23 protein-coding genes are annotated in these 25007 nt (G+C 70.6%); 7 read left to right on the forward strand and 16 right to left on the reverse strand.

Annotated features, from left to right (window positions below):
• Positions 1-25: 25 nt before the first annotated feature.
• Genes ACWENQ_RS28885 through ACWENQ_RS28895 form a run of 3 tightly spaced genes read right to left on the reverse strand, consistent with a single transcriptional unit; the run spans position 26 to position 1827 of the window.
• Complete coding sequence (locus tag ACWENQ_RS28885; protein WP_449920496.1) at positions 26-652, reverse strand: HAD family hydrolase; 627 nt, start codon at positions 650-652, stop codon at positions 26-28.
• A 17-nt stretch (positions 653-669) separates the two neighbouring features.
• Positions 670-1176 (reverse strand): DUF6912 family protein, encoded by a 507-nt coding sequence (locus ACWENQ_RS28890; RefSeq protein ID WP_452417058.1) that lies wholly within the window; start codon positions 1174-1176, stop codon positions 670-672.
• Positions 1177-1206: 30 nt separating this feature from the next.
• Positions 1207-1827, reverse strand: a complete 621-nt coding sequence (locus ACWENQ_RS28895) for an HAD family hydrolase (protein ID WP_354911194.1) — start codon at positions 1825-1827, stop codon at positions 1207-1209.
• A 23-nt stretch (positions 1828-1850) separates the two neighbouring features.
• Between ACWENQ_RS28895 and ACWENQ_RS28900 the strand changes: the two genes are divergently transcribed.
• Positions 1851-2021, forward strand: coding sequence for a hypothetical protein (locus ACWENQ_RS28900; protein WP_452417060.1), 171 nt, complete (start codon positions 1851-1853; stop codon positions 2019-2021).
• Positions 2022-2079: 58 nt separating this feature from the next.
• Here ACWENQ_RS28900 and ACWENQ_RS28905 read toward each other — a convergent pair whose 3' ends face one another.
• The 6 genes from ACWENQ_RS28905 to ACWENQ_RS28930 all read right to left on the reverse strand — a co-directional run bounded on the left by ACWENQ_RS28905 (position 2080) and on the right by ACWENQ_RS28930 (position 7715).
• Positions 2080-3417 (reverse strand): glycoside hydrolase family 3 N-terminal domain-containing protein, encoded by a 1338-nt coding sequence (locus ACWENQ_RS28905; protein ID WP_452417062.1) that lies wholly within the window; start codon positions 3415-3417, stop codon positions 2080-2082.
• A 190-nt stretch (positions 3418-3607) separates the two neighbouring features.
• Complete coding sequence (gene ptsP, locus ACWENQ_RS28910; protein WP_449920486.1) at positions 3608-5278, reverse strand: phosphoenolpyruvate--protein phosphotransferase; 1671 nt, start codon at positions 5276-5278, stop codon at positions 3608-3610.
• Positions 5275-5532 (reverse strand): HPr family phosphocarrier protein, encoded by a 258-nt coding sequence (locus ACWENQ_RS28915; protein WP_449920484.1) that lies wholly within the window; start codon positions 5530-5532, stop codon positions 5275-5277. Before ACWENQ_RS28915 ends, ptsP begins: the two co-directional genes overlap by 4 nt.
• Before the next feature lie 266 nt (positions 5533-5798).
• A complete protein-coding gene (locus ACWENQ_RS28920) occupies positions 5799-6245 on the reverse strand; it encodes a PTS sugar transporter subunit IIA (RefSeq protein ID WP_354911182.1) in 447 nt (148 codons plus the stop codon).
• Between the two features lie 53 nt (positions 6246-6298).
• The gene (locus tag ACWENQ_RS28925) at positions 6299-6535 is read right to left on the reverse strand and encodes a glucose PTS transporter subunit EIIB (RefSeq protein ID WP_449920482.1); all 237 of its coding nucleotides are present in this window, start codon (positions 6533-6535) and stop codon (positions 6299-6301) included.
• 145 nt (positions 6536-6680) lie between these two features.
• A complete protein-coding gene (locus tag ACWENQ_RS28930) occupies positions 6681-7715 on the reverse strand; it encodes an SIS domain-containing protein (protein ID WP_449920480.1) in 1035 nt (344 codons plus the stop codon).
• A 103-nt stretch (positions 7716-7818) separates the two neighbouring features.
• Between ACWENQ_RS28930 and ACWENQ_RS28935 the strand changes: the two genes are divergently transcribed.
• From ACWENQ_RS28935 to ACWENQ_RS28950, 4 genes are all read left to right on the forward strand, one after another.
• On the forward strand, positions 7819-8559 hold the full coding sequence (locus tag ACWENQ_RS28935; RefSeq protein ID WP_354911176.1) for a GntR family transcriptional regulator: 741 nt from the start codon (positions 7819-7821) through the stop codon (positions 8557-8559).
• A 107-nt stretch (positions 8560-8666) separates the two neighbouring features.
• Positions 8667-10034, forward strand: a complete 1368-nt coding sequence (locus ACWENQ_RS28940) for a PTS transporter subunit EIIC (protein WP_452417063.1) — start codon at positions 8667-8669, stop codon at positions 10032-10034.
• A gap of 295 nt (positions 10035-10329) precedes the next feature.
• Positions 10330-11616: a PTS transporter subunit EIIC gene (locus tag ACWENQ_RS28945; RefSeq protein ID WP_449920474.1), complete on the forward strand. Its 1287-nt coding sequence runs from the start codon at positions 10330-10332 to the stop codon at positions 11614-11616.
• A gap of 244 nt (positions 11617-11860) precedes the next feature.
• Positions 11861-12328, forward strand: coding sequence for an Rv3235 family protein (locus ACWENQ_RS28950; protein ID WP_449920472.1), 468 nt, complete (start codon positions 11861-11863; stop codon positions 12326-12328).
• A 485-nt stretch (positions 12329-12813) separates the two neighbouring features.
• On the opposite strand, the gene secA is transcribed toward ACWENQ_RS28950, so the two are convergent.
• Entirely contained in the window at positions 12814-15603 is a 2790-nt protein-coding gene (gene secA / locus ACWENQ_RS28955) for a preprotein translocase subunit SecA (protein ID WP_354911168.1), read from the reverse strand.
• A 230-nt stretch (positions 15604-15833) separates the two neighbouring features.
• On the opposite strand from secA, the gene ACWENQ_RS28960 reads away from it, so the two are divergent.
• On the forward strand, positions 15834-16076 hold the full coding sequence (locus tag ACWENQ_RS28960) for an HGxxPAAW family protein (protein ID WP_449920468.1): 243 nt from the start codon (positions 15834-15836) through the stop codon (positions 16074-16076).
• A gap of 486 nt (positions 16077-16562) precedes the next feature.
• Positions 16563-17768: a winged helix-turn-helix domain-containing protein gene (locus ACWENQ_RS28965; protein WP_452417065.1), complete on the forward strand. Its 1206-nt coding sequence runs from the start codon at positions 16563-16565 to the stop codon at positions 17766-17768.
• Between the two features lie 127 nt (positions 17769-17895).
• Here ACWENQ_RS28965 and ACWENQ_RS28970 read toward each other — a convergent pair whose 3' ends face one another.
• The 6 genes from ACWENQ_RS28970 to mtrA form a co-directional block, all read right to left on the reverse strand.
• Positions 17896-18564, reverse strand: coding sequence for a response regulator transcription factor (locus tag ACWENQ_RS28970; RefSeq protein WP_354911159.1), 669 nt, complete (start codon positions 18562-18564; stop codon positions 17896-17898).
• A gap of 186 nt (positions 18565-18750) precedes the next feature.
• On the reverse strand, positions 18751-19410 hold the full coding sequence (gene hpf / locus ACWENQ_RS28975; protein WP_354911157.1) for a ribosome hibernation-promoting factor, HPF/YfiA family: 660 nt from the start codon (positions 19408-19410) through the stop codon (positions 18751-18753).
• A gap of 451 nt (positions 19411-19861) precedes the next feature.
• Entirely contained in the window at positions 19862-20665 is an 804-nt protein-coding gene (locus ACWENQ_RS28980) for a ComF family protein (protein WP_452417067.1), read from the reverse strand.
• Positions 20666-20795: 130 nt separating this feature from the next.
• On the reverse strand, positions 20796-22553 hold the full coding sequence (locus ACWENQ_RS28985; protein WP_449920461.1) for an LpqB family beta-propeller domain-containing protein: 1758 nt from the start codon (positions 22551-22553) through the stop codon (positions 20796-20798).
• Positions 22543-24267, reverse strand: a complete 1725-nt coding sequence (gene mtrB, locus ACWENQ_RS28990) for an MtrAB system histidine kinase MtrB (protein WP_452417069.1) — start codon at positions 24265-24267, stop codon at positions 22543-22545. Before mtrB ends, ACWENQ_RS28985 begins: the two co-directional genes overlap by 11 nt.
• Positions 24268-24281: 14 nt before the next feature.
• On the reverse strand, positions 24282-24959 hold the full coding sequence (mtrA, locus tag ACWENQ_RS28995) for an MtrAB system response regulator MtrA (RefSeq protein ID WP_043620615.1): 678 nt from the start codon (positions 24957-24959) through the stop codon (positions 24282-24284).
• Positions 24960-25007 lie beyond the last annotated feature (48 nt).

Here is a 25007-nt window from a genome sequence, read left to right on the forward strand (position 1 = left end):
CAGGGTACGGCTCAGCGGCCCGGTTTCAGGCGTGCTTGAGCGCTTCGGTCAGGGTGTCGACCACGGGCCAGCCGGTCGCCTCCAGCTCCTTGCGGGGCGTCATGCCGCCGGTGTAGAGCACCGCCCTGGCGCCCACGTGGGTGGCCGCCATGCCGTCGTCGACGCTGTCGCCGATGACGAGAACCTCGGCGGGGTCGACCTGGATGGCGGCGATGTGGCCTGCCATGTGCTCGGCCTTCTCCCCGCCCGTGGTGCCGGTGAGCCCGTCGACCCTGGCGAAGTGCATGTCGATGCCGAACGAGGTGACGGTCGGCACCAGGTGGTCGTGCGGCGCCATCGAGCACAGCGACTGGGTGCCGGTCCAGCTCCGCAGCGACGCCTCGGCGTCGGCGGCCAGACCGCAGGCGGTCATGAGCCGGAAGTAGTTGTCGTGGAAGCCCTTGTCGAGCACGTCCCACTCGCCCTCGCGCAACGGGCGGCCCAGCAACCGCTCGTAGGCCAGCCAGATGGGTCGCGTGTAGACGGAACGGAATCCGTCGGCGGTCATCATCGGCAGGCCGTAAGGCTTGAAGACCTCGTTCGTCGCGCCGACGACGGCATCGATGTCGTGGAAGAGGGTGCCGTTCCAGTCCCAGACGATGTGCTGCGTCATGCCCCTATTGTCGGGCATCAGGCCAGCAGGTCGGGGATTTCCTGGGTGGCGTACCACATGAGCTCGTGCGCCTCCGCGCCGTCGACGACGAACAAGGCGTCGTCGTCCCCGCCGTCGGCGGCGGGCAGGGCGGCGATGGCGGCCTCGATGTCGGCGGCGGCGGAGACGTCGTCGACGTGCACGGCGGCCACCTTGGCCATCGGCACCGCTTCGGCCAGCCGTACCCTGGCCCGCTCCTCCAGGTCGGCGCTCATGGACAGGGTCGCGTCGGGGACCTCGGCCGCCACGACGACCCGGCGGGGGGCGGCGGCCACGCCGTCGGCGCGGTCGGCGGCGAGCATGCGCAGGGAGGCGCGGGCGGCGTCGGTCAGCGCCACGTACTCCAGCTCTTCGGTGTCCCCCGAGGCGTACCACTCGGTCAGCGCGGGAGTGACCGCGTAGCCGGTCAGCGGGGCGGGGCCGAGCTGCCCTTCGGCCGCCGCCCTGGCAAGCGCGGGAAGGGTGCTCGGCAGGTATACGCGCATCGGGAACCTTTCACGACGTTAGGGGGACCATCATCGCAGGGGCAGCCGCAGCAGCGTCTCCAGCTCGGCGATCGTCGTGTCGGGGGTGGTGTGGTGGATGACGCCGATGCCGAGCTCCCGGGCGGCGACGATGTTGATCTCGAAGTCGTCGATGAAGACGCATTCGGGGCCGCGCAGCCCGATGAGGTCGAGGGCGTGCTCGAAGATGCGCGGCTCGGGCTTGCGCATGCCGATCTCGCCGGAGATGACGACCGCGTCGAAGACCTCGTCCCAGCCGTCGCGCGGGTACTCGTTGGCCCACGAGTTGGACAGCAGGCAGGTCTTGATCCCCGCTCCGCGCACCCGCAGCAGCATGTCGTACATCGCGTCGACCCGCTGGAAGCCGAGGAACATCCGGGAGAGGAGCCCTTCGGCCACGGGCGAGGTGCCGTCGATGGTGCGGAGCCTGGCCGCGAGGTCGCGCTCGAAGTCGGCGGCGCTGATCTCGCCGCGCTCGAGGGCGTGCACGACGCTCTCCTGCAGCAGCAGCTCGCGCATGACCGCCCGGTAGTGGTCGCCGTCGAGGCGGTCGGCCGCGATCCAGCCGGCGACCGCCTCGGACATGCTCGTGGTGAGCACGCCACCCCAGTCGATCAGGACTCCCTTGACCATGAGGAGCAGCCTATATCCCCTGAATGGAGCCGTTCGAGCAGTTCACCCCGGCGGGCTCGGTCGTCGGTCTCCTCGGCGTGGTGATGACGGTCCTGGTGACCGCCCTCGAGCTGTTCATCATGTTCCTGCAGGCGTTCCTGTTCACCCTGCTGGCGGCGATGTTCATCGGGGACGCGATCGAGGGCGACCACTGAGCCACCAGAGGAGTCCGGTGAACCACGCTGACCGGTTCGCCGGACTCCACGAACGCGACTAACGGCTCGCGCGGACGATCGTGGCGGCCAGCCTGCGGTGCTCGGCCGAGCGCAGCACGTCGGCGGCCGCCGCGACCGAGGCGACCGGCGCCTGCTCCAGGAAGCCGCGCTTCCGGCGCAGCTCCAGCAGCCTGGTCACCGACTGGTCGAGACGCTGCCGCGAGATGCGGCCCGACTTCACCGCCGCCATGACCGCGCCGTGGGCCTTGGCGAAGTCGGGCGGCATGAGCAGCAGGTCCGCCCCGGCCAGGACGGCCCGCACGGCGACCTCGCCGTCGTCGTACTTCTTCCTGACGCCCGCCATGTTGAGCGCGTCGGTGGAGACGACGCCGTCGAAGCCCAGCCTGTCGCGCAGCAGCCCGGTCAGGATCGGCTTGGACAGGGTGGCGGGGTCGCCCGAGGGGTCGAGCGCGGGCATGACGATGTGGGCGCTCATGATCGCGTCGACGTCCGCGCCGATCGCCGCCTTGAACGGCGGGGCGTCCATCGTCGCCCACTGCGCCTTGGTGTGCTTGATCAGCGGCAGGCCGGTGTGGCTGTCGATGCGCGTGTCGCCGTGGCCGGGGAAGTGCTTGGCCGTCGCGGCGACGCCCGCGTCGTGGAAGCCCTTCACCGACGCGGCGACCATCCGCGCGACGCGGGCCGGGTCGTCGCCGAAGGCCCGCTTGCCGATGACCGGGTTCCTGGGGTCGAGGTTGACGTCGGCCACGGGCGCGAAGTCGAGGTTCACGCCGAGCGCCTTCAGTTCGGCGCCGGTCGCCGCCGCGGCCTTGCGGGCCAGGCCGGTGTTACGGGTGGCGCCCACGACCGACGCCCCCGGCAGGTCGGTGACCAGCGCGGACATCCTGGACACCAGGCCGTTCTCCTGGTCGGTGCCGATGAGCAGCGGCACACCCTTCGAGGCCTTCTGCAGGCCGTTGGTCAGGGAGACGACCTGGGAGACGCTCTTGATGTTCTCCGGGAAGAGGATCACGCCGCCCAGGTGGTACTTGGCGACCACCCTGGCGGGGGTGGCGGCGCCGAAGGCGTTCTGGTTGCCGTCGGAGGAGCTGTCGGCGGTGGTGCCGTGGAGGACCGGCATGAACAGCTGGCCGACCTTCTCCTCGAGGCTCATCCGGGCCAGCACCCGCTGGACGGCGCCCGCCCCGGCGGTCTCGGTGCCTGCCGCGGTGCCGGCCTCTGTCGTCGCCGGGGGCGTGGCGGGGGCCTGCGTGGACGGTTTCGCCGCTGGTGGAGGCATCTGGGGCGCCGAGCCCGCGGCGCCCACCGAGCTCGCGCACGCCGCGAGGGAGGTCGCTATCGCCAGGACGCCTGCGGTACGGATGCCTCTCACCATGCCCCCCAAGCTATCCGGCCCGCCGGTGTCACGCCGGCCCAACGGCCCCACACCTCCCGCGCGACGACCGCCGCCGCAACGACCCCGCACCCTCGCGAGGACCGCCGACGCGGCAGCCGCGCCGCCGGGCGGCCGGGCCGCTCCGGTCCCGCCGCGCGTCGGCCGCCCGGCGCTCACCGGCGGGACGGGATCACAGGCCGAGGTCGGCCAGGCCGGGCAGCGCCGCGCGGGCCGCGTTCCTGGCGCCGGCGGCCGTCACCTGCCCCCGCGCCATCGCGGCCGCCCTGCGGCACTGGGCCAGCGAGTGCGCGGCCAGCCCCGCCCGTACGGCCGGCAGCGCCGCCGGGCTCATCGACAGCGTGGCCGCCCCCAGCCCCACCAGCACGCATGCCAGCGCCGGATCGGCCGCCGCCTCGCCGCACACCCCGCACGGCACGCCGTGGTCGCCGACCGCCGCCGCGATCAGGTCGAGGAGCGCCGGATGCCACGGGTCCTGCAACGCGCTCAGCGCTCCGACCTGCCGGTCGGCGGCGAAGGCGTACTGGGCCAGGTCGTTGGTGCCGATCGACAGGAAGCCGACCGTGGCGGCCAGGTCCTTCGAGCGCAACGCGGCGGCCGGGACCTCGATCATCACCCCGACCGAGCCGAGCCCCTTGACCGTGCACTCGTGGACGAACCAGGTGGCCTCATCGACGGTGGACACCATGGGTGCCATCACCTGGAGCCGGTCGGACATCCCCGCGCCCGCGTCGGCGAGCGCCTGGAGCTGGTCCGTCATCACCTCGGGGAAGGCCCTGAACATCCGCAGCCCTCGCAGCCCGAGCGCCGGGTTGGGCTCGCGGCCGGTGGCCGGCAGGAAGGCGAGCGGCTTGTCGGCGCCGGCGTCGAGCGTGCGGACCACGACCTTGCCCTGCGGGAAGGCCTCGAGCACCGCCCGGTAGGCGTCGCGCTGCTGCTCGCGCGTGGGCGGGCTGGCCCTGTCGAGGAACAGGAACTCCGTCCGGTACAGGCCGACCCCCTCGGCGCCGCTGTCCACGGCCGCCTGCACGTCCGCCGGCCCGCCGATGTTGGCCAGCAGCGGCACCGGGTGCCCGTCGGCCGTCCTGCCAGGGCCGGTCGCCGCGTCGAGCGCTCGCGCCCTGGCCGCCGACAGGCGCCGGGCGTCGGCCACCTGCTGCTCGCTGGGCTCGACGGTGACCGTACCGAGGCCGCCGTCGACGAGCACGCGCACGCCGGGGCGCAGCGCGGTCGCGCCGCGCGCCGCCACGACCGCGGGCAGACCCATCGCGCGCGCCAGGATCGCGGTGTGGCTGGTGGGGCCGCCCTGCTCGGTCACGAAGGCGGCGACCACGTCCCTGGTCAGCAGCACCGTGTCCGCGGGCGCCAGGTCCCGCGCCACCAGCACGTACGGCTCGGCCGCCGTCGTCGGCACGCCGGGCACCGGATGCCCGGTGAGCACGGCGATCGTCCGGTCCCTGACGTCCTCGACGTCGACCACCCGCTGGCCCATGTAGCCGCCCGCGGCGACGAGCAGGTCGCGGTACTTGCCGAAGGACTCGTAGACGGCCCTGGGCGCGGCCGTCCCGGTCTCGATCAGCGCGTCGACGCCGATGGCCAGGCCGGGGTCGCGGGCCATCAGCGCCTGGGCGGCGAGCACGTCCTTGGCCTCGCCGCCCGCCTTGACGCCGCGCGCCTCCAGCTCGCCGGCGACCTGTTCCAGCGCGGCGTGGGCCCGCGCCTTCTCCTGATCCGCCTCTCCCTCGTAGGTGGCGCCCTCGGGGGGTTCGGGCACCGAGACGGTCAGCACGTAGACAGGGCCCTGCCCGATGCCGGGACTGACCCCCACCCCCGAGATGGTCATGGCGCCGATGCGATCGCGGCCAGCTCGTCCACGAGCTGCTCCGCGCCTTCCCCGTCGGCCTTGATCACGATCATCTCGCCCTGACGGACGTCGAGGCCCATCACCATCAGGATGCTCTTGGCGTTGACGGGCTCGCCGCCCAGCCTGCCCACGGTGACGTCGATGGGGGCCTTCGCCGCCGCCGTCACGAACGTCGCCGCGGGACGGGCGTGCAGCCCTACCTCCGCTTCGACGGTCACCTTGCGCTCGGCCATCGGGGCTCCTCCTAGGTGTGCCGGTCCAGACCAGCTGGACTCACGAAACAGCGGCCGGCCGATCGCGGGATCGGCGCCGGCCAGGTCCTCGCCGGCGTGGGCGGGTGGCCACCGCCATCCCTCTCATACCCGCCGCCTTGGCCGCGGCTATCCCCGCCACCGGATCCTCGAAGACTACGCAATCGCCGCGAACCGCCGGGAGGTGGGTCGGGCGGACGGCGCGGCGCCCCCGAGGACGTCGTGCGCCGGACGGCGCGGCGCGGTACCTACGCCCATTGGAACAGCTCGTCACCGACGTGGACGGGGCCCTGGGCGACGACGGTCACCGCCTCGGCCCGCGCGTCCAGCGCGACCACCGGGCAGACCGGGGAGCGGCCGCCCGCCTCGATGACGGCCGGGTCCCACGCCACGACCGGCTGGCCCGCGTCGACCCGGTCGCCCTCGGCCACGAGCAGCCGGAAGCCCTCCCCCTTCAGCTGCACGGTGTCGATGCCCAGGTGCACCAGCACGCCCCTGCCGTCGTCGCCCACGATGACGTAGGCGTGCGGATGCAGCTTCAAGATCTTTCCACCGATCGGGGCGACGGCCTTCCCTGGCCCGCGCGCCGGGTCGATCGCCGCGCCGGGCCCGACCATGCCCGCCGAGAACACCGGATCGGGCACGGCGCCCAGGCCGACCGCGGCCCCCTCGACCGGGGCGAGAACGCTGGTCATTGGTCCCCCCTGAACCAGAGCGCCGGCGGCGGGAGAACCCGGCCGCCGGCGACCTAGCCGATGATGTCCTCGATGTCGCTGGCGATCGTGTCGGCTTCGGGACCGACCACGACCTGGACGACGTTTCCCGCGGCCATCACTCCATGGGCCCCCGCTGCCTTCAGCGCCGCCTGATCGACTTTGGAGGCGTCGTGCACCTCGGTGCGCAGCCGCGTGATGCACGGCTCGATCTCGATGATGTTGGCCGCACCACCGAGCCCGGCGATGATCGCGTCAGCGTCCGCCGCCATGTGGTCCTCCCTCGTCGATACGTCTGTCTGACCAGGCTACTCATGAGAAAGCGGCCATCAGCCCGCAGACCGTTTCTTTGCGCGGCTCAGCGCCGTGCCGGCAGTCCGGCGGCCAGGTTTCTCATGAGTGGGCGACCGCGAGTGATCAGTCGGTCTGGGTGACCTTGTTGAGCCCGCGCGGGGCGTCGGGGTCGATCCCGAGGCGCCGGGCCAGCGCCTCGGTGAGGAGCTGACCGGGGACGATCAGGCCCATCGGGGCCACCCACTCGGGCAGGTCGGGGCCGTTCAGCGCGGCCGTACCCGCCTGGGCCAGCGCCTGGCCGCCGCCCACGGTGTAGGCCGCCGCGCCCGCGCCGACCACGCGCTCGGCCAGGGCGACCGTACCGGCCAGCGTCGGGCTGTTCTCCGCGGCGACCAGCAGCGCGGGGGTGTCCTCGTCCACCACCGCGATCGGGCCGTGCAGCAGGTCGGCGTAGGACAGGCCCATGGCGTGCAGGTAGCAGGCCTCCTTGAGCTTCAGCGCGGTCTCCAGAGCGGTCGAGAAGGCCATGCCGCGCCCCGAGACGACCACGCCCGGCTTGTCGGCCAGACCCTCGACGACCGCCTCCAGGTCGCCCGGCTCGGCGATCAGCTTCTCCACCGCCTCCGGCACCCGCTGCAGGTCGGCGGCGTCGACCTCCGCGCCGAGCCCCAGCGCGAGAACGGCCAGCGCCGCGAGCTGCGTGGTGTAGGTCTTGGTGGCGGGGACCGCCTTCTCCTCGCCGGCCAGCGTCACCAGGGCGATGTCGGCCGCCTGGGCGAGCGGGCTGTCCTCGCCGCCGTTGGTGATGCCGACGGTCTTGGCGCCGCAGTCCTTGGCCCAGGCCAGCGTCTCGACGATCTCCTCCGTCCTGCCGGACTGGGAGATGGCGACGGCCAGCACGCCGTCGAGGTCGAGCTTGCGCCGGTAGGTGGTGGCGATCGACGGCGCGGCGAGGGCGGACAGGCGTCCGGCGTGCGACTCGATGAGATAACGGCCGTAGACTGCGGCGTTGTCGGAGGTGCCGCGCGCGATGAACAGCAGCTGCCTGGTCTGCTCGCCGAGCGCCTTCACCTCGTCGACCCGGGGAAGCAATGAGTCCAGGGTGGCCCGCAACGCGGCCGGTTGCTCGGCGATCTCGCTGCGCATCTTCGTGGTCATCGTGTCCCCATCGCTTGACTGGCTGTTCCGGCATGTGGTCTAGTCCGGACTAGACCAGTACGAACCATAACTCATCGCCCAGGTCAGATCGAGGGGAGGATCCGTGGCGCACATCGATCCGGACAGCCCGGTGCCCAAGTACTTCCAGCTCCGCGAGATCCTGCTGGATCTCATCGACAGCAACGAGCTGAGCATCGGCGCGGCGATCCCGTCCGAGCGCGAGCTCTGCCAGCGTTTCGGCCTGTCGCGGATGACCGTCCGCCAGGCCGTCGACCACCTGGTCTCGGAGGGCCGGCTGCACAGGGTGCCCGGGAAGGGCACCTTCGTCGCCAGGCCGAAGATCGAGCTGGCGCTCCAGCTCACCTCCTTCACCAACGACATGCGCGCCCGCGGCCTCGAACCGGGCTCCCGCGACCTCGACCGGCGCATCGTGCGCGCGAGCGCCCACCTGGCGAAGGAACTCGGCATCCAGCCGGGCGAGGAGGTCCACTTCATCGAACGGCTGCGCACCGCCGACGGCGAGCCGTTGTCGATCGAGCGCGCCCACATCCCCGTCTCGCTGGCGCCCGACCTGGCCGACCACGACCTGACGGGCAAGTCGCTCTACCAGCTGCTCGAGGCGCGCTACGGCATCGTGATGGACGCCGGCGAGCTGACCATCGACGGAGGGATCGCCGACCCCAGCGACGCCGACCTGCTGAAGCTGCCCCGTGGCGGGGCGGTGCTGCTGCTGCAACGCCGCTCCTTCTCCGGTGGGGTCTGCGCCGAGCTGGGCGTGTCCACCTACCGGGCCGATCGGTACCAGTTGCGCACCGTCCTGGAGATCCCCGCCCGTCGCGGCTGACCGGCTCGCAGGGGGTACGGCATGCTTGGGTCCTGCTCGTCACCCCGCCCCGCCAGGTCCCCCGGCCGGGCCTGGTCCTTACCCCCCACACTCCGGAGGAACTCCCGGTGACCGAGTCCGCCGCGATCCCTTCGCCGTTCGCCCGCTTCATGGCCGTGCTCCAGCGCATGGGCCGCTCGCTCATGCTCCCCATCACCGCCCTGCCCGCCGCCGCGCTCCTGCAGCGCTTCGGCCAGCCCGACATGCTGGGCGCCAACGGCGCCGAACCCGGAGGACTGGCCGACGTGGCGGCCTTCGCGTGGATGACCCACGTCGCCGAGGTGCTCGACGCCGCCGGAGCCGCCCTGTTCGAGAACCTGCCGCTGCTGTTCGCGGTCGGCGTGGCCATCGGGTTCGCCCGCAAGGCCGACGGCTCCACCGCCCTGGCCGCCGTGGTCGGCTACCTGGTCTTCGACCGCGTCACCAAGGTGATGTTCTTCGAGTCCGCCATCAGGGACACCGTCATGATCCGCCAGGCGGAGAGCCAGGGGATCAAGGAGATCATCAACTACGGCATCCAGAACCCGACCAAGGTGCTCGGCGGCATCCTGATCGGGCTGGTCACCGCGGTGCTCTGGCAGCGCTTCTACCGGATCAAGCTGCCCTCGTGGCTGGCCTTCTTCGGCGGGCGGCGCTTCGTGCCGATCATCACCTCGATCGCGGCGCTGCTGATCGGCGTGCTCATCGGCTGGATCTGGCCGGTGCTCGGCGAGTGGATCGGCCAGGCGGGCCGGGCGCTGGCCGACGCGGGAGCACTCGGCACCGGCCTGTACGGGTTCTTCAACCGGCTGCTGGTACCGCTCGGCCTGCACCACTTCGTCAACTCGATCGTCTGGTACGTCGTCCCCGAGTGCCAGATCGGCGGGCGCACCTTCGCCGGCGACTGGAACTGCTACTTCGGCGGCGACCCCGGCGCGGGCGAGTTCATGGCGGGGTTCTTCCCCGTCATGATGTTCGCGCTGCCCGCCGCGGCCCTGGCCATCTGGCGCGCCGCACTGCCGGGCAAGCGGACCGCGGTCGGCGGCATCATGCTCTCGGCGGCGCTCGCCTCGTTCGTCACCGGCATCACCGAGCCGATCGAGTTCGCGTTCATCTTCGTCGCGCCGGTGCTGCTCGTCGTCCACGCGGTGCTGACCGGGATCGCGATGGCGGTGACGACGCTGGTCGGCGGGCAGCTCGGGTTCGGCTTCTCGGCCGGGCTGCTCGACATGCTGCTGAACGCCGGCAAGTCCAACACGAACAACGTGATCGGGATCCTGGTCATCGGGGTGATCTACGGGGCGGTCTACTACGTGGTGTTCAGCTTCCTGATCAGGCGGCTGGACATCATGACGCCGGGACGGGAGCCGGAGGTGGACGTCGACTCCGGCGAGACCGCCACCGTCCCCTCCTCCCCACCCACCCCCAGGCCCCCGTCCGAACCCCACACGCCATGACCCACCCCTCATGACCCACCCCCTATGACCCGCCCCTCATGACCCGTCGCCCTCATGACCTGTCGCCCTCAAGACCTGTCGCCCTCAAGACCTGTCGCCCTCATGACCTGTCGCCCTCGGGAAACCCCGCCCGAGACCCGCCACAGGCCATGACCCACCCCTCGGGACCCGCCGTCCTCGGGCCATCCCGCCCGGGCGCCGGCCGCGCGCCCGTCGCCGTGCGGGAGGCGTTTCCGCAGGACGGGGCGTGGTAGATACCCCGCATCCCCCGTGACGATCTGCCGGGGGTGTCGGGATGAGCGAAACGACCGCCGACGGCCGCACGTCCTTCTGGTCGGCCGTCCTCGCCGTGCTGCAGCGGATCGGCCGATCCCTCATGCTGCCCATCGCCGTCCTGCCGGCCGCCGGCCTGCTGCTCCGCTTCGGCCAGGACGACCTGCTCGGCCGTACCGACAACGCCTTCGTCGACAAGGTGGCCGTCATCTTCGCCGCCGCCGGCGGCGCGCTCTTCGACAACCTGCCGCTGCTGTTCGCGGTCGGCGTCGCCATCGGGTTCGCCAAGCGCGCCGACGGCTCGACCGCGCTGGCCGCCGTCGTCGGCTACCTGGTGTTCGACCAGGTCACCCGCCGCATGTTCTTCTACTCCACCAGCGAGGCGGTCAGGGCCAAGGTCACCCTCACCCTCCAGGACCACAGCACGGTCATCAACCAGGCCGCCTCCGCCCAGCCGACGGGCGTCCTCGGCGGCATCGTGATCGGCCTGGTGGCTGCGGTGCTCTGGCAGCGCTACTACCGGATCAAGCTGCCCACCTGGCTGGCCTTCTTCGGCGGCAGACGGTTCGTCCCCATCATCACCGCCGTCGCCGCTCTCGGGCTCGGCGTCGTGTTCGGCATCATCTGGCCGCCCATCGGCACCGCGCTGACCGCCTTCGGCGACTGGCTGGCCACCCATTCCACCGTCGGCGCGGGCGTCTACGGCGTGGCCAACCGCCTGCTCATCCCGCTCGGCCTGCACCACTTCATCAACTCGATCGTCTGGACCGTCATCCCCGAGTGCACGGTGAACGGCGTGCACGCCGCGGGCGACCTCAAGTGCTACGCCATCGGCCAGCAGGGCGCGGGGATCTTCATGACCGGCTTCTTCCCGGTGCTGATGTTCGGCGTCCCGGGGGCGGCGCTGGCGATCTGGCGGGCGGCGCCCTCGCACAAGCGGGCGGCGGTGGGCTCCATCATGGTCGGCGCCGCCCTCACCGCGTTCGTCACCGGGATCACCGAGCCGGTGGAGTTCGCGTTCATCTTCGTGGCGCCGCTGCTGTTCGTCCTGCACGCGCTGCTCACCGGGGTCTCCATGGCCCTGCTCGCGACGCTGGACACCCGCCTCGGGTTCAGCTTCTCGGCGGGTGGCATCGACATGCTGCTCAACGCCACCAAGTCGAACACCCACAACCTGGTCCTGATCATCGCGATCGGGCTGGTCTACTTCGTCCTGTACTACGCGCTCTTCAGCTTCCTGATACGCAAGTTCGACATCCTCACCCCGGGCCGGGAGCCCGACGAGGACACCGAGCAGCCCGCTCGCTGACATTCGACGGGCCGGCAATCGGCCCCAAATACCGGCCGGAATGGATTCGGAACGGCAGGCACGCCATGCGCGTCCGCCGAAATGCACGACAGGCTGGTGACCAACCGATCCAACTCGTCGTGATCTTCTTCGTTGATCCCCGCAAAAAGATCGGGAGAAGCGGAAAAGTTGGCGACTGATGTATCTGGGCTTGGGACCGAAAACTCCTTATACCGACGTTCTCCCGCATGAGGTTGGAGGTTTCATGGCATCACGGCTGCGTCCCGCTCCGCTCCCCCGCGTCACCCTCACCCCCGTCCCCGACCCGCCGTACGACGGGGAGCACCACGGTCCGGAGCCCACCACCCAGGGGTCGCTCGCCCTCGCCCCCGACCCGCTCCCGTTGGTCTGGGGGCCGCCCGGCTCCATCCCCGACGAGCGCCACCTGCGCCACCTCGGCCAGGCGCTCGCCGAGATCCTGGCCGGCCGCCGGCCACCCGAAACGGTCAGCGACCGGCTCACCGAACGGGCCTACGCCGAACTCGTCCGCGCCGGAAAGATGATCACCACCGGCGGCCGGCCGTTCGCGGGCGTTCCCCGCGTGACGCAGCCCGGGGAAGGGGTGGTGGAGATGTGCCTGCTGGTGCACTGCGGCGAACGCAGCCACGTGCTGGCGCTCCGGCTGGAACGGCGCGGTGTCCAGTGGCTGTGCACCGACTTCGAGACCGCCTGACACCCCGGTAGTCCGAACCCACCGGACACGCCGGTACGGCGGGCCTCCCGCCCGCCGTACCGCCCTCTACCGACGCCCCGCGCCACTACCCCACCGACGACCCTCCACACCCGACCTGCCCCCGCTTCCTCAGCCACCCCCCAGAACCCGGCGCCCCCGCAGCCCACCACCGGAACCTGCCGCCCCTCGCAGCCCACCACCCCGGAACCTGCCGCTCCCCACAGCCCACCACCCCGGAATCTGCCGCCCCCCGCAGCCCACCACCCCGGAATCTGCCGCCCCCCGCAGCCCACCACCCCGGAATCTGCCGCCCCCCGCAGCCCACCACCCGGTAAGGACCGCGGCGCCCCGGCAGTACCGTGCCCTCGGCATCACGCCACGCCGGAACCCGACCCGCGCTTCCGCTACTCCCCGGTGTGCGGCCGGTGGGCCGCATGCGAAAGGCCCCGCCCCCACGTGGGGACGGGGCCTCGAAACGCCGGCCGCTACGCCTCGACGTGCTTCGGGTCGCCGTGGCAGCGCTTGTACTTCTTGCCCGACCCGCACGGGCACGGCGCGTTGCGCTCCACGTTGCCGTAGGCGGCACGCTCGGCGGCCGTCGTGCGGACCTTGGTGTGCTCGACCTCGCCGGCCTCACCGGGAGCGGTGTACTCCAGCTCGGTCGGCCGCTGCGGCCCGCGCAGGCCACGCGCGATGATCGACCGGGTCTCGGCGATCTCCGCCGACTCCTCGACGATCGGGTTCTCCTGCACCTCGACCTCGAGGTTGAACAGGTAGCCGACCGACTCCTCCTTGATGCCGTCGAGCATCGCGGAGAACATCTCGAAGCCCTCGCGCTGGTACTCGATCAGGGGGTCGCGCTGCGCCATGGCGCGCAGGCCGATGCCCTCCTGGAGGTAGTCCATCTCGTAGAGGTGCTCGCGCCACTTGCGGTCGAGGACCGACAGGATGACGCGCCGCTCCAGCTCGCGCATGGCCTCGGAGCCGAGCTCCTCCTCGCGCCGGTCGTAGGCGGCGAGGGCGTCGGTCTTGATCTTGTCGCGGAGCACGTCGGCCGACAGCTCCTCGCGGCCGCCCGCCCCCTCGACGACGTCCTCGAGGCTGATCGAGATCGGGTACAGCTCGCCGAACGCCTTCCACAGCTTGTCGAGGTCCCACTCCTCGGAGAAGCCCTCGGCCGTGGCGGCGCCGACGTACTCGTCGATCACGTCGGTGACGAAGCCGCGGACCTGCTCGTGCAGGTCGGCGCCCTCCAGCACCCGGTGGCGCTCGGCGTAGATCACCTTGCGCTGCCGGTTCATGACCTCGTCGTACTTCAGAACGTTCTTGCGGATCTCGAAGTTCTGCTGCTCGACCTGGTGCTGGGCGGAGGCGACGGCCTTGGTGACGATGCCCGACTCGATCGGCTGGTCGTCGGGGATGTTCATCCTGACCATGATCGCCTCGACGCGCGGCGAGTTGAACAGCCGCATGAGGTCGTCGCCGAGCGAGAGGTAGAAGCGCGACTCGCCGGGGTCGCCCTGACGTCCGGAACGGCCGCGCAGCTGGTTGTCGATGCGCCGCGACTCGTGACGCTCGGTGCCGAGGACGTAGAGGCCGCCGAGCTCGGTGACCTCCTCGTGCTCGGTCTTGACCGCCTGCTTGGCCTTCTCCAGCGCCTCGGCGTAGGACTTCTCGTACTCCTCCGGCGTCTCGACGGGGTCGAGGCCGCGCTGGCGCAGCTCGGTGTCGGCGCGGAACTCGGGGTTGCCACCGAGCATGATGTCGGTGCCTCGACCGGCCATGTTGGTGGCCACGGTCACGGCGTGCTTACGGCCCGCCTCGGCGACGATCGACGCCTCACGCGCGTGGTTCTTCGCGTTGAGCACCTCGTGCTTGACGCCCTGGCGGGTCAGCATCTTCGACAGCCGCTCGGACTTCTCGACCGAGGTGGTGCCGACCAGGACCGGCTGGCCGGCGGCGTAGCGCTCCTTGATGTCCTCGACGACCGCGGTGAACTTGGCGTCCTCGGTGCGGTAGATGAGGTCGGACTGGTCCTTGCGGATCATCGGCCGGTTGGTCGGGATCGGGACCACGCCGAGCTTGTAGGTCTGGTGGAACTCGTTCGCCTCGGTGGCCGCGGTGCCGGTCATGCCGGCGAGCTTGCTGTAGAGACGGAAGTAGTTCTGGAGGGTGATCGTGGCGAGCGTCTGGTTCTCGTCCTTGATCTTCACCCCCTCCTTGGCCTCGATGGCCTGGTGCATGCCCTCGTTGTAGCGGCGCCCGTGCAGGACTCGGCCGGTGAACTCGTCGACGATGAGGACCTCGCCGTCGGCGACGATGTAGTCCTTGTCCTTCTTGTAGAGCTCCTTGGCCTTCAACGCGTTGTTGAGGAAGCCGACCAGGTGGGTGTGCTCGGGCTTGTAGAGGTTGTCGATGCCGAGCCAGTCCTCGACCTTCTCCACGCCGGACTCGAGCACGCCGACGGTGCGCTTCTTCTCGTCGACGACGTAGTCGCCGGTGCTGGGCTCGCCCGGGTTCTTGGCCTCGACGCCCCTGCGGAGGCGCGGCACGATCTTGGCGAACTCGGTGTACCACTTGCCCGACTGCTCGCCGGGACCCGAGATGATCAGCGGCGTACGTGCCTCGTCGATGAGGATGGAGTCGACCTCGTCGACGATCGCGAAGTTGTGGCCGCGCTGGACGCACTCGTCCAGCGACCAGGCCATGTTGTCGCGCAGGTAGTCGAAGCCGAACTCGTTGTTGGTGCCGTAGGTGATGTCGGCGGCGTACATCTTGCGCCGCTCCTCGGGACTCTGCCCCGCGATGATCACCCCGGTCTCGAGGCCGAGGAAGCGGTGGATCCGCCCCATCTTCTCCGCGTCACGCTGGGCCAGGTAGTCGTTGACCGTGATGACGTGGACGCCCTTGCCGGTCAGCGCGTTAAGGTAGCTGGGCAGCACGCAGGTCAGGGTCTTGCCCTCACCGGTCTTCATCTCGGAGATGTTGCCCAGGTGAAGGTTGGCGCCGCCCATGATCTGGACGTCGTACGGGCGCTGGCCGAGCACGCGCCGCGCCGCCTCCCGCACCGCGGCGAAAGCCTCGGGCAACAGATCGTCGAGCGACTCCCCATCGGCGTGTCGCTGCTTGAACTCGTCCGTAAGCGCGCGCAACTCCGCGTCGGACAGGCTCTTGAAGTCGTCCTCGATGGAGTTGACCTGGTCGGCGATCCGCTTGAGCTTGCGCAGGACCTTGCCCTCGCCGGCGCGCAGAATCTTGTCGAGAATGGCTGGCACTTTGTGTAAAGCTCCTCGCAGGTCTACCCCGGCGGCCGCCAGGAGGAGAGGCTGAGACAAACTTCCCCATGGCCATCGTAGGCGGTTCCGCCACCAGACACAGCCACCGCGACTAGGAGGCCGCAACACCCGTCTGGGAGAATGGTCTTTCGGCAGAGCGTATGCCGATCTGGTTTGATCTCGCACCATTGACATGGCTCGGCGGGAAACATCTTCAGGAGGGATAGGCCATGGCAGATGGTCACAACCTTGGCAACCACGCCGGACGGGCGTCCTCGTGGCTGGCGGTCAGCATCATGCTGGCCGGGTTCACCGTGGGCGGTGTCGGCCTGACGACAGCCAACTGGATGATCGTCTGGGTCGGTGTCGGGATCTTCGTGCTCGGCGGGGTCCTCGCCCTTGTCTTCGACATCTTCTCCGACGTCGTCATCGACGCGCCCCGTGTCGGCATGCGCGCCGAGGACCATCGCTGACGAACTCCGCCGACGGCGGGCGGCAGGGGATCCAGACCCCGCCGCCCGCCGTCGCCGTTCCAGGACCCGAACCCAGGCGTCGCTCCCGGCGTCCGCCCGATGCCGACGCCGGTGCCGGTGCCGGTGCCGGCCGACCGTTGTGCGGCGGGTGGTCACCCCGCGCGGACACCTCCCGACCGGCGTTTCCCTGACCGGCAGACGTGCTCCCCAGCCGGTGGACGTGCTCGCTGACCGGCAGACGTGCCCCCTGACCGGTGGACGTGCTCGCTGACCGGCAGACGTGCCCCCTGACCAGTAGACGTGCCCTCTGACCGGTGGACGTGCCCCTGACCGGTGGAGGCCGGGGCGGTCCATGTCGAGGCGCCGGTCGTGGTGGCGATCCGTGGCGCGACGGGTGAACGGCGCCGCGGTCCCCCGGGCACGGTTTTCTGTCGGTGCCCGCCGTTACGATCGCGGCATGCTGTGCCGTACCCCCGGATCCACGACATGACCGAGCTGAGCGCCGACGACGCGCGCCGCCTGATCCTGCGCGCCCAGGGCTTCCTGGGCGCCGATGGAAGGCGCGGCGGCGTGCAGGGGATGCTGCGCAGGCTGGGCGCCGTCCAGCTCGACACGGTCTCCGTCCTGGCCCGCTCCCACGAACTGGTCGCCTACGGCAGGCTGGGCGCCGTCGGCAGGACCACCGTCGAGCGCGCCTACTGGCACAACCCCGCCCGCAGCTTCGAGTACTGGTGCCACGCCGCCTGCATCCTGCCGATCGAGCACTGGCCGCTGTACGGCTTCCGCCGCCGCGCCTACCGCGCGCGCCGGCAGCGCTGGCACGAGGTGCCCGCCGACTACGAGAAGGTCCTTCACCAGGTGCGCGACAGCGGCCCGGTCACCACCTCCGACATCGGCGGCGCCAAGAAGAGCGCCGAATGGTGGGACTGGTCCGACTCGAAGATCGCGCTCGAGTGGCTGCTCGACATCGGCGAGCTCGTCTGCACCAGGCGCGTCGGCTGGCGCAGGGTCTACGACCTGGCCGAGCGTGCCGTCCCCGCCGACCTGCTCGGGCAGGAGCTCACCGACGAGGAGTGCGTCGTACGGCTGGCCGCCGTCGCCGGCGCCTCCCTCGGCGTGGCCACGCGCGCCGACCTGATCGACTTCCTCAGGTTGAGGGGCTCCTACGCCGCGCTGCTCGACCAGGCTCTGGCCGGCGGCGCGGCCGGGCTGGTGCCGGTCAAGGTGGCCGGCTGGGCGCCGAACGGGCAGGCCGCCGACGCCTGGGCGAGCCCCGAGGCGCTCGCGTCGGAGCCGCGCGGGCGGCACCGCACCACGCTCGTCTCGCCGTTCGACTCGCTGATCTGGCACCGGGGCCGCACGTCGCGGGTGTTCGGCTTCGACTACACCCTGGAGCTCTACGTCCCCAAGGCGAAGCGGGTCCACGGGTACTTCACGATGCCGGTCCTGTCGGGCGGCAAGCTGATCGCGCGGGTCGATCCGGCGCGCGAGGGGCAGACGTTCGTGGCCAGGCACGTGTCGTTCGAGTCGCCGAGGGTGCGGCCGGCCGACCTGGCGGGGGTGCGGGAGGCGCTCTGGTCGGCGGCGAGCTGGGTGGGGTGCACCGACGTGCGGGTGGAGCGGGTCACCTCCGAGGCGCACGCCAAGCCGCTGCTCGACGCACTCCCTCTCGCCCTGCCCGACCTCCGCTGACGCGCCGGGCGGCCCGCTGACGGCAGACCCAGACGAAGCCGGGCGGCCCGCTGACGGCAGCCCCGGACGAAGCGGGGCGCCCCGGAAAGGGGCGCCCCGTTTGGTCACGCAGGGTGAGGGCGGAGCCTCAGGTGATCTCCAGCATGCGTTCGCGGACGGCGTAGACCACCGCCTCCATCCGGGAGTGCAGCTGTAGCTTGTCCAGGATGTTGCGCACGTGGTTCTTCACCGTGTTCTCGGAGATGAACAGCTGCTTGGCGATCTCGCGGTTGTTCATCCCCTTGGCCACCAGCCGCAGCACCTCCATCTCCCGGTCGGTCAACCGGGGTACGGGCAGCTGCGGCGGCCGCTCGGCCTCCTTGCGGCTCATGTTGGCGAACTCGGTGATGAGCTTGGCCGCCATGGCGGGGTTGATGAGCGACTGCCCCTCGTACACCCCGCGCACCGCGTCGGGCACCTCGTCGATCTGGACGTCCTTGAGCAGGTAGCCGGTCGCCCCCGCCTTGATGGCCTCGAAGAGGTCCTCCTCCTCGTCGCTGACCGTCAGCATGATGATCCGCGTGCTGGGCACCGACGCCTTGATGCCGCGGGTCGCCTCGATGCCGCCTTGGCGGGGCATCCTGACGTCCATCAACACCACGTCGGGCAGAAGACGATCGGCGAGTTCGACCGCCTCCTGACCGTCGCTGGCCTCGCCGACCACCTCGATGTCGTCCTCGGCGGCCAAAGCCAGCGCGAGGCTGCGCCTGATCAGCTCGTGATCGTCAACGATCATCACGCGGATCGGGTCGCTCATGCGGCCTCCTCAGCGGACCGCATCTGCCTGATGGCTCGCTCGCTCACGTGGCCGAGGCGCGCCGCCCCGGCTCGCTCGCTGCGCTCGCTCACGTCTCCTCCTCGTGGGGGGCCAGAGCCGTTGAACCGCCATGATGCCAGGCTTTTGCGGTCCTGGGGTGGTCGAGAGGATCTTCGTTGGCGTTGTTCAGGGCTCGACGAGCCGCAACACGCCGTAGTTGTAGCCGCGCCGGCTGTAGACGACGCTCGCCTGGCCGCTCTCCTTGTCGCGGAACAGATAGAAGTCGTGCCCGACCAGTTCCATCTCGAGGAGGGCCTGGTCGATGGTCATGGGTTCGGCTTTGTGGAACTTCTCCCGGACGACACATGGCCCGTCGCCGTCCATCTCGATGGGGACGATGTCGTCATAGGCCTTGTCGTCGGGCAGGAACTCCTCTTCGGACTCCGCCGGGGCGGGGGCGGGTATGGCCTCCGGCGTCGCTTCGTACACATCGGCGAGTGCGGCTGTCAGCTCCGCCACGGAAGGGGTCGCGTGGTTGCCGTGATGCACCTTGCGCCGGTCGGCGATGCGCCGCAGGCGACCTTCCAGCTTGTCGAGAGCGAGGTCGAGGGCGGCGAATCGGTCGTCGGCCGAGGCCTCGGCGCGGACCGCCGGTCCGCGGGAGTGAATGGTCAGCTCGACACGCTCGCGCTGGTCGGCGAGGCGGGGGTTGCGCTCCTTCGACACCTCCACATCCACTCGGATGAGCTTGTTGTCCAGACGTTCGATCCTGGCCAGCTTGGTCGTCACATGGTCTCGGAACCGGTCACTCACTCCTGTGTGCCGTCCCTTGACGATGATGTCCATGCAACAGCCCCCCTTCGTCTAACGACTGAGACAGAGCGCCCGGCGACGTGCATGCCAGGCGTGGTCTAGTTTCACCGTTACCCTCTTTCGACACGTCGTCACCAATGGCTCCAGTGGCACCCGTTCGGCCGACCTGGTCTTCGACCCCACATCCGCCTGCTGAGGGGTTCGCGGCTCCGTGCCACTACTGCCCTTCTCTTCTTGGCGAGGGACATCTGGACCCTCGGGAAGGCAGGACTTACCTCTAAGCCGCACCGTGATCAGTCGACAAAAAGTCGCTTTACGTGGACCGTTTCGCCTGCGGCTGGCATCGGCTAGCAGAGCCGGGACCCCCGGCTCTGCGCAACCACGGACCCGAACGGGTGCCATGTCAGAACGCTATCCGCATCAGGACCGAATGTCAGCCTGAGGATCGCCCAAAAGATCACTTTCCGTGATTTTATTCGGCTCCTCAAGGGGTAGAAGATGCCCCCTTTGACGGTTGAACACACCTTTCGACCTGCCTCTCCAGACGGATGAGCTGCGCAGAAGGAAGGGACATGTGGCGAACCGGGGAGGCCACGGACTTGGCGTTCTCTTTACCCTCCGTGAGGAAATCCGGTGGACCGTGTCGGCGTGTCGCGGCGACGGTCACCGCGGCGGCCACCTCCGCTCCCGTCGCACGTACCGCTCTGGCCGCCTCCGCGAGCGTCGCCCCCGTGGTGACGACGTCGTCCACGATGACCATGGACGCGCCTGAGCGGCCGCCCAGGCGGCCTTTACCCACGGGGTCGGCTCGCAGGGAGGAGGCGAGGTTGGCGGCCCGCTGCGCGGCGCTCAGGCCCGCCTGATCGGCGACCCGCCTGCCGTGCCGGAGGTCGGTGCGGAGAGTGACCTCCCGGCCGAGCCCGCTCAGCTGCCGTACGGCGAGCGCGGCCAGACGGCGGACCGGGTCGTGCCCCCTGGCCCGTACGGCACGCCCGGCGCTCGGCACGGGCACGACGGCCAGGGCACCCTCGGGGACGGCCGTGGCCAGGGTGAAGGCGAGGGCGTGGGCCAGCGGGACGGCCAGCGCCGTACGGCCGCGCTCCTTGTAATGGAGGATCGCCTGGCGGGCCGCGCCCTCGTAGAGGGTCGCCGACCAGCAGGCGGGCAGGCCGGCGGGGGCGGGACGGGGCGCGCGGGGGGCGGGGGCGACGACCAGGCAGGCGTCGCACAGCAGGCTGCCGCGCCTGTCGCAGCCGACGCAGCGGGTGGGCAGGAGGAGGTCCAGCACGGGGTCCAGCATGGAGGCCGGCACCGACAGAATCCCGGCGCGGGCGGCCGGGCCTCCGGGGTGGAAGGTCGAGGCCGGCACCGGCAGAACCGCCGGTCAGGGCGGATGCCGGCGGCTCCGGAGGAGCGCGTCAGTCCAGGGGGAAGGTCGGTGACTGGGTGCCGGCCTGGACCTTGGTGTCGACCCACTTGTCCTGGACCAGCTCCAGCACCTTGCCGCCATCCTCGCCGTCGGTGCCGGCGACCAGCCGCTCGTTCAGGGCCGAGATGGACGTGATCCGCTTGTCCGCCGCCAGCTGCCGCAGCTGCCCGTTGCTGATGTCGATCTCCGTCGGCGTGCTGCCCGAGCTGCTCCCCACCAGCGCGATCAGGTGCTCGGAGTCACTCCAAGCCAGGTCCTTGATCTCCTCGGTCTCCCCGGTGGTCAGCAACGTCTGGAAGTGGTCGAGCCGGTCGCCCGCGATCACACCCACCATGACCGACAGCGCGCCGCCGTCGGAGACGACGGCCGCCACGCGGGTGCCGTCCCGCGCCACCTTGAACGCGGTGACCCGCTTGCCGTTGAGCTCGGGCGCGGCGACGCGCGTCACCGGCTGCTCGTGGTTGGAGCTGTCGTGGCGCAGCACGTAGGAGGTGTGGTCGTCGATCCTGTCGACCGTCCACAGCGTGCCGTTCCAGTTCCAGCTCGGCGGCGTCAGGTCGGTGCCCTTGATCGCCTCCTGCCACTGGCTCTCCGGCGAGAGCCGGTTGGTCCAGATGCTGCGCCCGTCGCTCTTCAGCGCGGCCACGTACTCGGTCGGGTCTCCCTTGGCGAGGGGGCCTGGCGCGATCGCGGGCTCCTTGTACTCCTCGCCGAGCTGGCCGACGGGTCCGGGGACGGCCAGGCCCGCGCCCTTGGCGCCGAGCCACATCAGCTGGCCGTTCTGGACGAAGTAGACCTTGCTCTCCGGCGGGCGCGGCCAGCCGTCGTTGTCCTTGGGCCCGATGACCAGCGGGGTGGAGTCGTAGAAGGTGTCGCCGTTGAGCCGCACCTCGATGCTGCGGCCCTTGGTCACCTCGCGCAGGCTCCACTGCAGCTGCTTCATCAGCGCCTCGGCCGGTGGCGGGTCCTGCTTGAACCGCCCTTCGAGGTAGACCACGACCGACTCCTCGCCGGGCGTGATCCGGTCGAGGCTGATGCCCTCGAACGCGGTGGACACGGCGCCTTCGAGCGACTCGCTCGGCCCTTCGAGCAGCCTGTCGACGATCGTCTCCGCCAGTGACCTGGTGGGGTTGATCGGCAGCCAGACGTGGTCGACGACGGGCAGCGCGCCCGGGTCGTCCAGCGAGCCGGACCCGCCGAGGAAGTAGATGTCGGCCGGCTCGTAGGCCCTGCGCACGTCGGCGGCGGTGAGCAGCATCAGCCCGTTCCTCAGCCTGGCGACCCGGTAGCCGTCCGGGGTCTTGGCCACCATGAACTGCAGGGTCAGCTTCTCCCGCTTGGGCTCGTACCAGCCGTCGTCGTGGATGACGGCGATCTGGGTGGCCTCGAGCTGCACGATGTCGTCGCCCACCGGCTGGTAGGTGGGGTTGTCCTCGACGACGAGGACCGAACCGTCCGGCTTCCAGGCGCGCTTGGCCTCGGGCGTGAGGTACTCGCGCAGGATCTTCTGCTCGACGTCGTCGAAGCTGGCCATGGAGGCCTGCAGCCCCTTGACGGTCCTGACGGCGTCCCACTCCTTCTGGGGCGGTGTGGCGACCATGCGCTGGAACGGCTTGCTCAGCGAGTCGGCCGCGTCGGCGGGGGTCACCTGCTCGGGTGGGCCGCCCACCGAGATCACCGAGCAGGCGGAGCCGCCGCACATCACGCTCGCCGCCATCACGGAGGCCAGGATCCTCCTACTCCGCATGGAAGACCCCCTCCCCCACCACCGGTGAGAGGACCGGCGTGATGTGCCCGCGCCACGTCCGCCGCATCTCCACCTCCGGCGGCACGAGCGAGAGCGGCGAGCCCTTCAGCTCGGCCCCCGCCGTGCGCGGCAGGGTGAGCCTGAACTGCGAGCCCTCCCCGGGCGAGCCCCACGCCTGCAGCCAGCCTCCGTGCAGCATGGCGTCCTCGCGCGAGATGGCCAGCCCGAGCCCGGTGCCGCCGATGGTGCGCGCCCGCGACGGGTCGGCCCGCCAGAAGCGGTCGAAGACCATCTGCTCCTCGCCCGGCTTGAGGCCCACGCCGTGATCCCGTACGGCCACGGCCGCCGAGTCGCGGTCGGCGCCCACCGTGACGACGATCTCGCGCCCCTCGCCGTGCTCGATCGCGTTGAACAGCAGGTTACGCAGGATCCGCTCGACCCTGCGGCTGTCGATCTCGACCATGCAGGGCTCGCTGGGCAGCCGCAGCTCGAAGCGGGTGCCGTGCCGTTCGGCCAGCGCCTCGGAGTCGGCCACCGCGCGCAGCACCACGTCGCGCACGTCGGTGGAGTCGAGGTCGAGCGTGGCCGCTCCCGCGTCGTAGCGGCTGATCTCCAGCAGGTCGGCCAGCATCGACTCGAACCGCTCGAGCTGCGCCTGCATGAGCTCGGCCGAGCGCGCGGCCATCGGCTCGAAGTCCTCACGGGCGTCGTAGAGCAGGTCGGCGGCCATGCGCACGGTCGTCAGCGGGGTGCGCAGCTCGTGCGAGACGTCGGAGACGAACTGCCGCTGCACCTGCGACAGCTCCTCCAGCTGATGGATCTTGAGCGCCAGGTTGGCGGCCATCTCGTTGAAGGAGGTGGCCAGGCGGGCCAGGTCGTCCTCGCCGCGTACCTTGAGCCGCTCGTCGAGGCGCCCGGAGGCGAGGCGTTCGGCGGCCTGGCGGGCCAGCCGTACGGGGGTCACCACCTGGCGGGTGACCAGGGAGGCGATGGCGCCGAGCAGCAGCACCAGGCCGATGCCCACGACCACGACCACCTGTCTGACGATGGAGAGCAGCGACTCCTCGTCGGTGAGCGGGAAGAAGTGGTAGATCTCGTAGCCGTCGTCGATGAAGGCGCCCACGACCAGGGTAAGCTGCGGTTCGGTGCTGGGGGCGAACTTGAGCCGGTAGACGCCCTGCAGGGGGTCGTTGAGCACGCCCTTGTCGCGCTTGAGGAGGAGCCGGTTGCGCAGGTCCTCGGGGACGTCGGTGGGCAGGACGCTGCCGGTGGCGCGTGACTGCCCCGGTTCGGTCGGGTTGAGCACGAGCAGCTGGTAGCGCTTGCGCCAGCCGTTCTCGCCGGTGCCGATGATGCTGTTGACGGCCGCGTCGAGCGGGCCCTCGGCGACCGCCGGGCCCTCGCCCTGTTTGGGCGGTTCGATGGGCTCGGCGTCGAGGGCCGCCGCGATGGCCACCCGGTCGGCGGTGGCCTCGTTGGCCGCCGACAGCTTGCGGCCGTTGAGCACCGAGGTGTTGATCTCCTGGACCAGGAAGACGCCGAGCACCGCCACCACGGTCACCGAGATCACCAGCGTGCTGGTGATGACCTGGAGCTGCAGCGACCGCCGCCAGGTGCGCCGGACAGCGCTTGCCGCACGCCGAGCCCGCCGCCGGACGCCACCCAGAATCTGGCGAAGCGTCCTGCGACGGATCCTGGTCTTCGACGGAGGCATGAGCGGAGGGGAGGTCAGGCAGGACCGGCTTTGTAGCCCACGCCGCGGACCGTCACCACGATCTCGGGGTGCTCGGGGTCCTTCTCGATCTTGGCGCGGAGGCGCTGGACGTGCACGTTGACCAGGCGGGTGTCGGCGGCGTGCCGGTAGCCCCACACCTGCTCGAGCAGCACCTCGCGGGTGAAGACCTGGCGCGGCTTGCGGGCCAGCGCGACGAGCAGGTCGAACTCCAGCGGGGTGAGGTTGATGGTCTCCTCGCCGCGCTTGACGGAGTGGCCCGCCACGTCGATGGTGATGTCGCCGATCTGCAGGATCTCGGGCGTCGGCTCGTCGGTACGGCGAAGGCGCGCGCGCACCCTCGCCACGAGCTCCTTGGGCTTGAACGGCTTGACGATGTAGTCGTCGGCACCGGACTCCAGACCGAGCACGACGTCGATCGTGTCGCTCTTGGCGGTGAGCATGACGATCGGAACCCCCGACTCAGCCCTGATCCTGCGCGCCACGTCGATGCCGTCCGCCCCCGGCAGCATCAGGTCGAGCAGGACCAGATCCGGGCGCGTATCCCGGAACGCGTCGAGGGCCTTGTCGCCGTCGGAGACGAAGGACGGTTCGAAGCCTTCGCCCCGCAGGACGATGCCGAGCATCTCGGCGAGAGCGGCGTCGTCGTCGACAACCAGCACGCGACCTTTCATGGCCCCTCATTCGTTCTACGCATTGTGGGACATACCCGCACGGTTGCT

Source organism: Nonomuraea sp. NPDC004354 (genome assembly GCF_053602555.1).

Excerpts from the sequence above, each read along its gene's own strand:
- ACWENQ_RS28885 (WP_449920496.1), bottom strand. The coding sequence starts at position 652 with ATGACGCAGCACATCGTCTGGGACTGGAACGGCACCCTCTTCCACGAC.
- ACWENQ_RS28890 (WP_452417058.1), bottom strand. The coding sequence starts at position 1,176 with ATGCGCGTATACCTGCCGAGCACCCTTCCCGCGCTTGCCAGGGCGGCG.
- ACWENQ_RS28895 (WP_354911194.1), bottom strand. The coding sequence starts at position 1,827 with ATGGTCAAGGGAGTCCTGATCGACTGGGGTGGCGTGCTCACCACGAGC.
- ACWENQ_RS28900 (WP_452417060.1), top strand. The coding sequence starts at position 1,851 with ATGGAGCCGTTCGAGCAGTTCACCCCGGCGGGCTCGGTCGTCGGTCTC.
- ACWENQ_RS28905 (WP_452417062.1), bottom strand. The coding sequence starts at position 3,417 with ATGGTGAGAGGCATCCGTACCGCAGGCGTCCTGGCGATAGCGACCTCC.
- ptsP (WP_449920486.1), bottom strand. The coding sequence starts at position 5,278 with ATGACCATCTCGGGGGTGGGGGTCAGTCCCGGCATCGGGCAGGGCCCT.
- ACWENQ_RS28915 (WP_449920484.1), bottom strand. The coding sequence starts at position 5,532 with ATGGCCGAGCGCAAGGTGACCGTCGAAGCGGAGGTAGGGCTGCACGCC.
- ACWENQ_RS28920 (WP_354911182.1), bottom strand. The coding sequence starts at position 6,245 with ATGACCAGCGTTCTCGCCCCGGTCGAGGGGGCCGCGGTCGGCCTGGGC.
- ACWENQ_RS28925 (WP_449920482.1), bottom strand. The coding sequence starts at position 6,535 with ATGGCGGCGGACGCTGACGCGATCATCGCCGGGCTCGGTGGTGCGGCC.
- ACWENQ_RS28930 (WP_449920480.1), bottom strand. The coding sequence starts at position 7,715 with ATGACCACGAAGATGCGCAGCGAGATCGCCGAGCAACCGGCCGCGTTG.
- ACWENQ_RS28945 (WP_449920474.1), top strand. The coding sequence starts at position 10,330 with ATGAGCGAAACGACCGCCGACGGCCGCACGTCCTTCTGGTCGGCCGTC.
- ACWENQ_RS28950 (WP_449920472.1), top strand. The coding sequence starts at position 11,861 with ATGGCATCACGGCTGCGTCCCGCTCCGCTCCCCCGCGTCACCCTCACC.
- ACWENQ_RS28960 (WP_449920468.1), top strand. The coding sequence starts at position 15,834 with ATGGCAGATGGTCACAACCTTGGCAACCACGCCGGACGGGCGTCCTCG.
- ACWENQ_RS28965 (WP_452417065.1), top strand. The coding sequence starts at position 16,563 with ATGACCGAGCTGAGCGCCGACGACGCGCGCCGCCTGATCCTGCGCGCC.
- ACWENQ_RS28970 (WP_354911159.1), bottom strand. The coding sequence starts at position 18,564 with ATGAGCGACCCGATCCGCGTGATGATCGTTGACGATCACGAGCTGATC.
- hpf (WP_354911157.1), bottom strand. The coding sequence starts at position 19,410 with ATGGACATCATCGTCAAGGGACGGCACACAGGAGTGAGTGACCGGTTC.
- ACWENQ_RS28985 (WP_449920461.1), bottom strand. The coding sequence starts at position 22,553 with ATGCGGAGTAGGAGGATCCTGGCCTCCGTGATGGCGGCGAGCGTGATG.
- mtrB (WP_452417069.1), bottom strand. The coding sequence starts at position 24,267 with ATGCCTCCGTCGAAGACCAGGATCCGTCGCAGGACGCTTCGCCAGATT.
- mtrA (WP_043620615.1), bottom strand. The coding sequence starts at position 24,959 with ATGAAAGGTCGCGTGCTGGTTGTCGACGACGACGCCGCTCTCGCCGAG.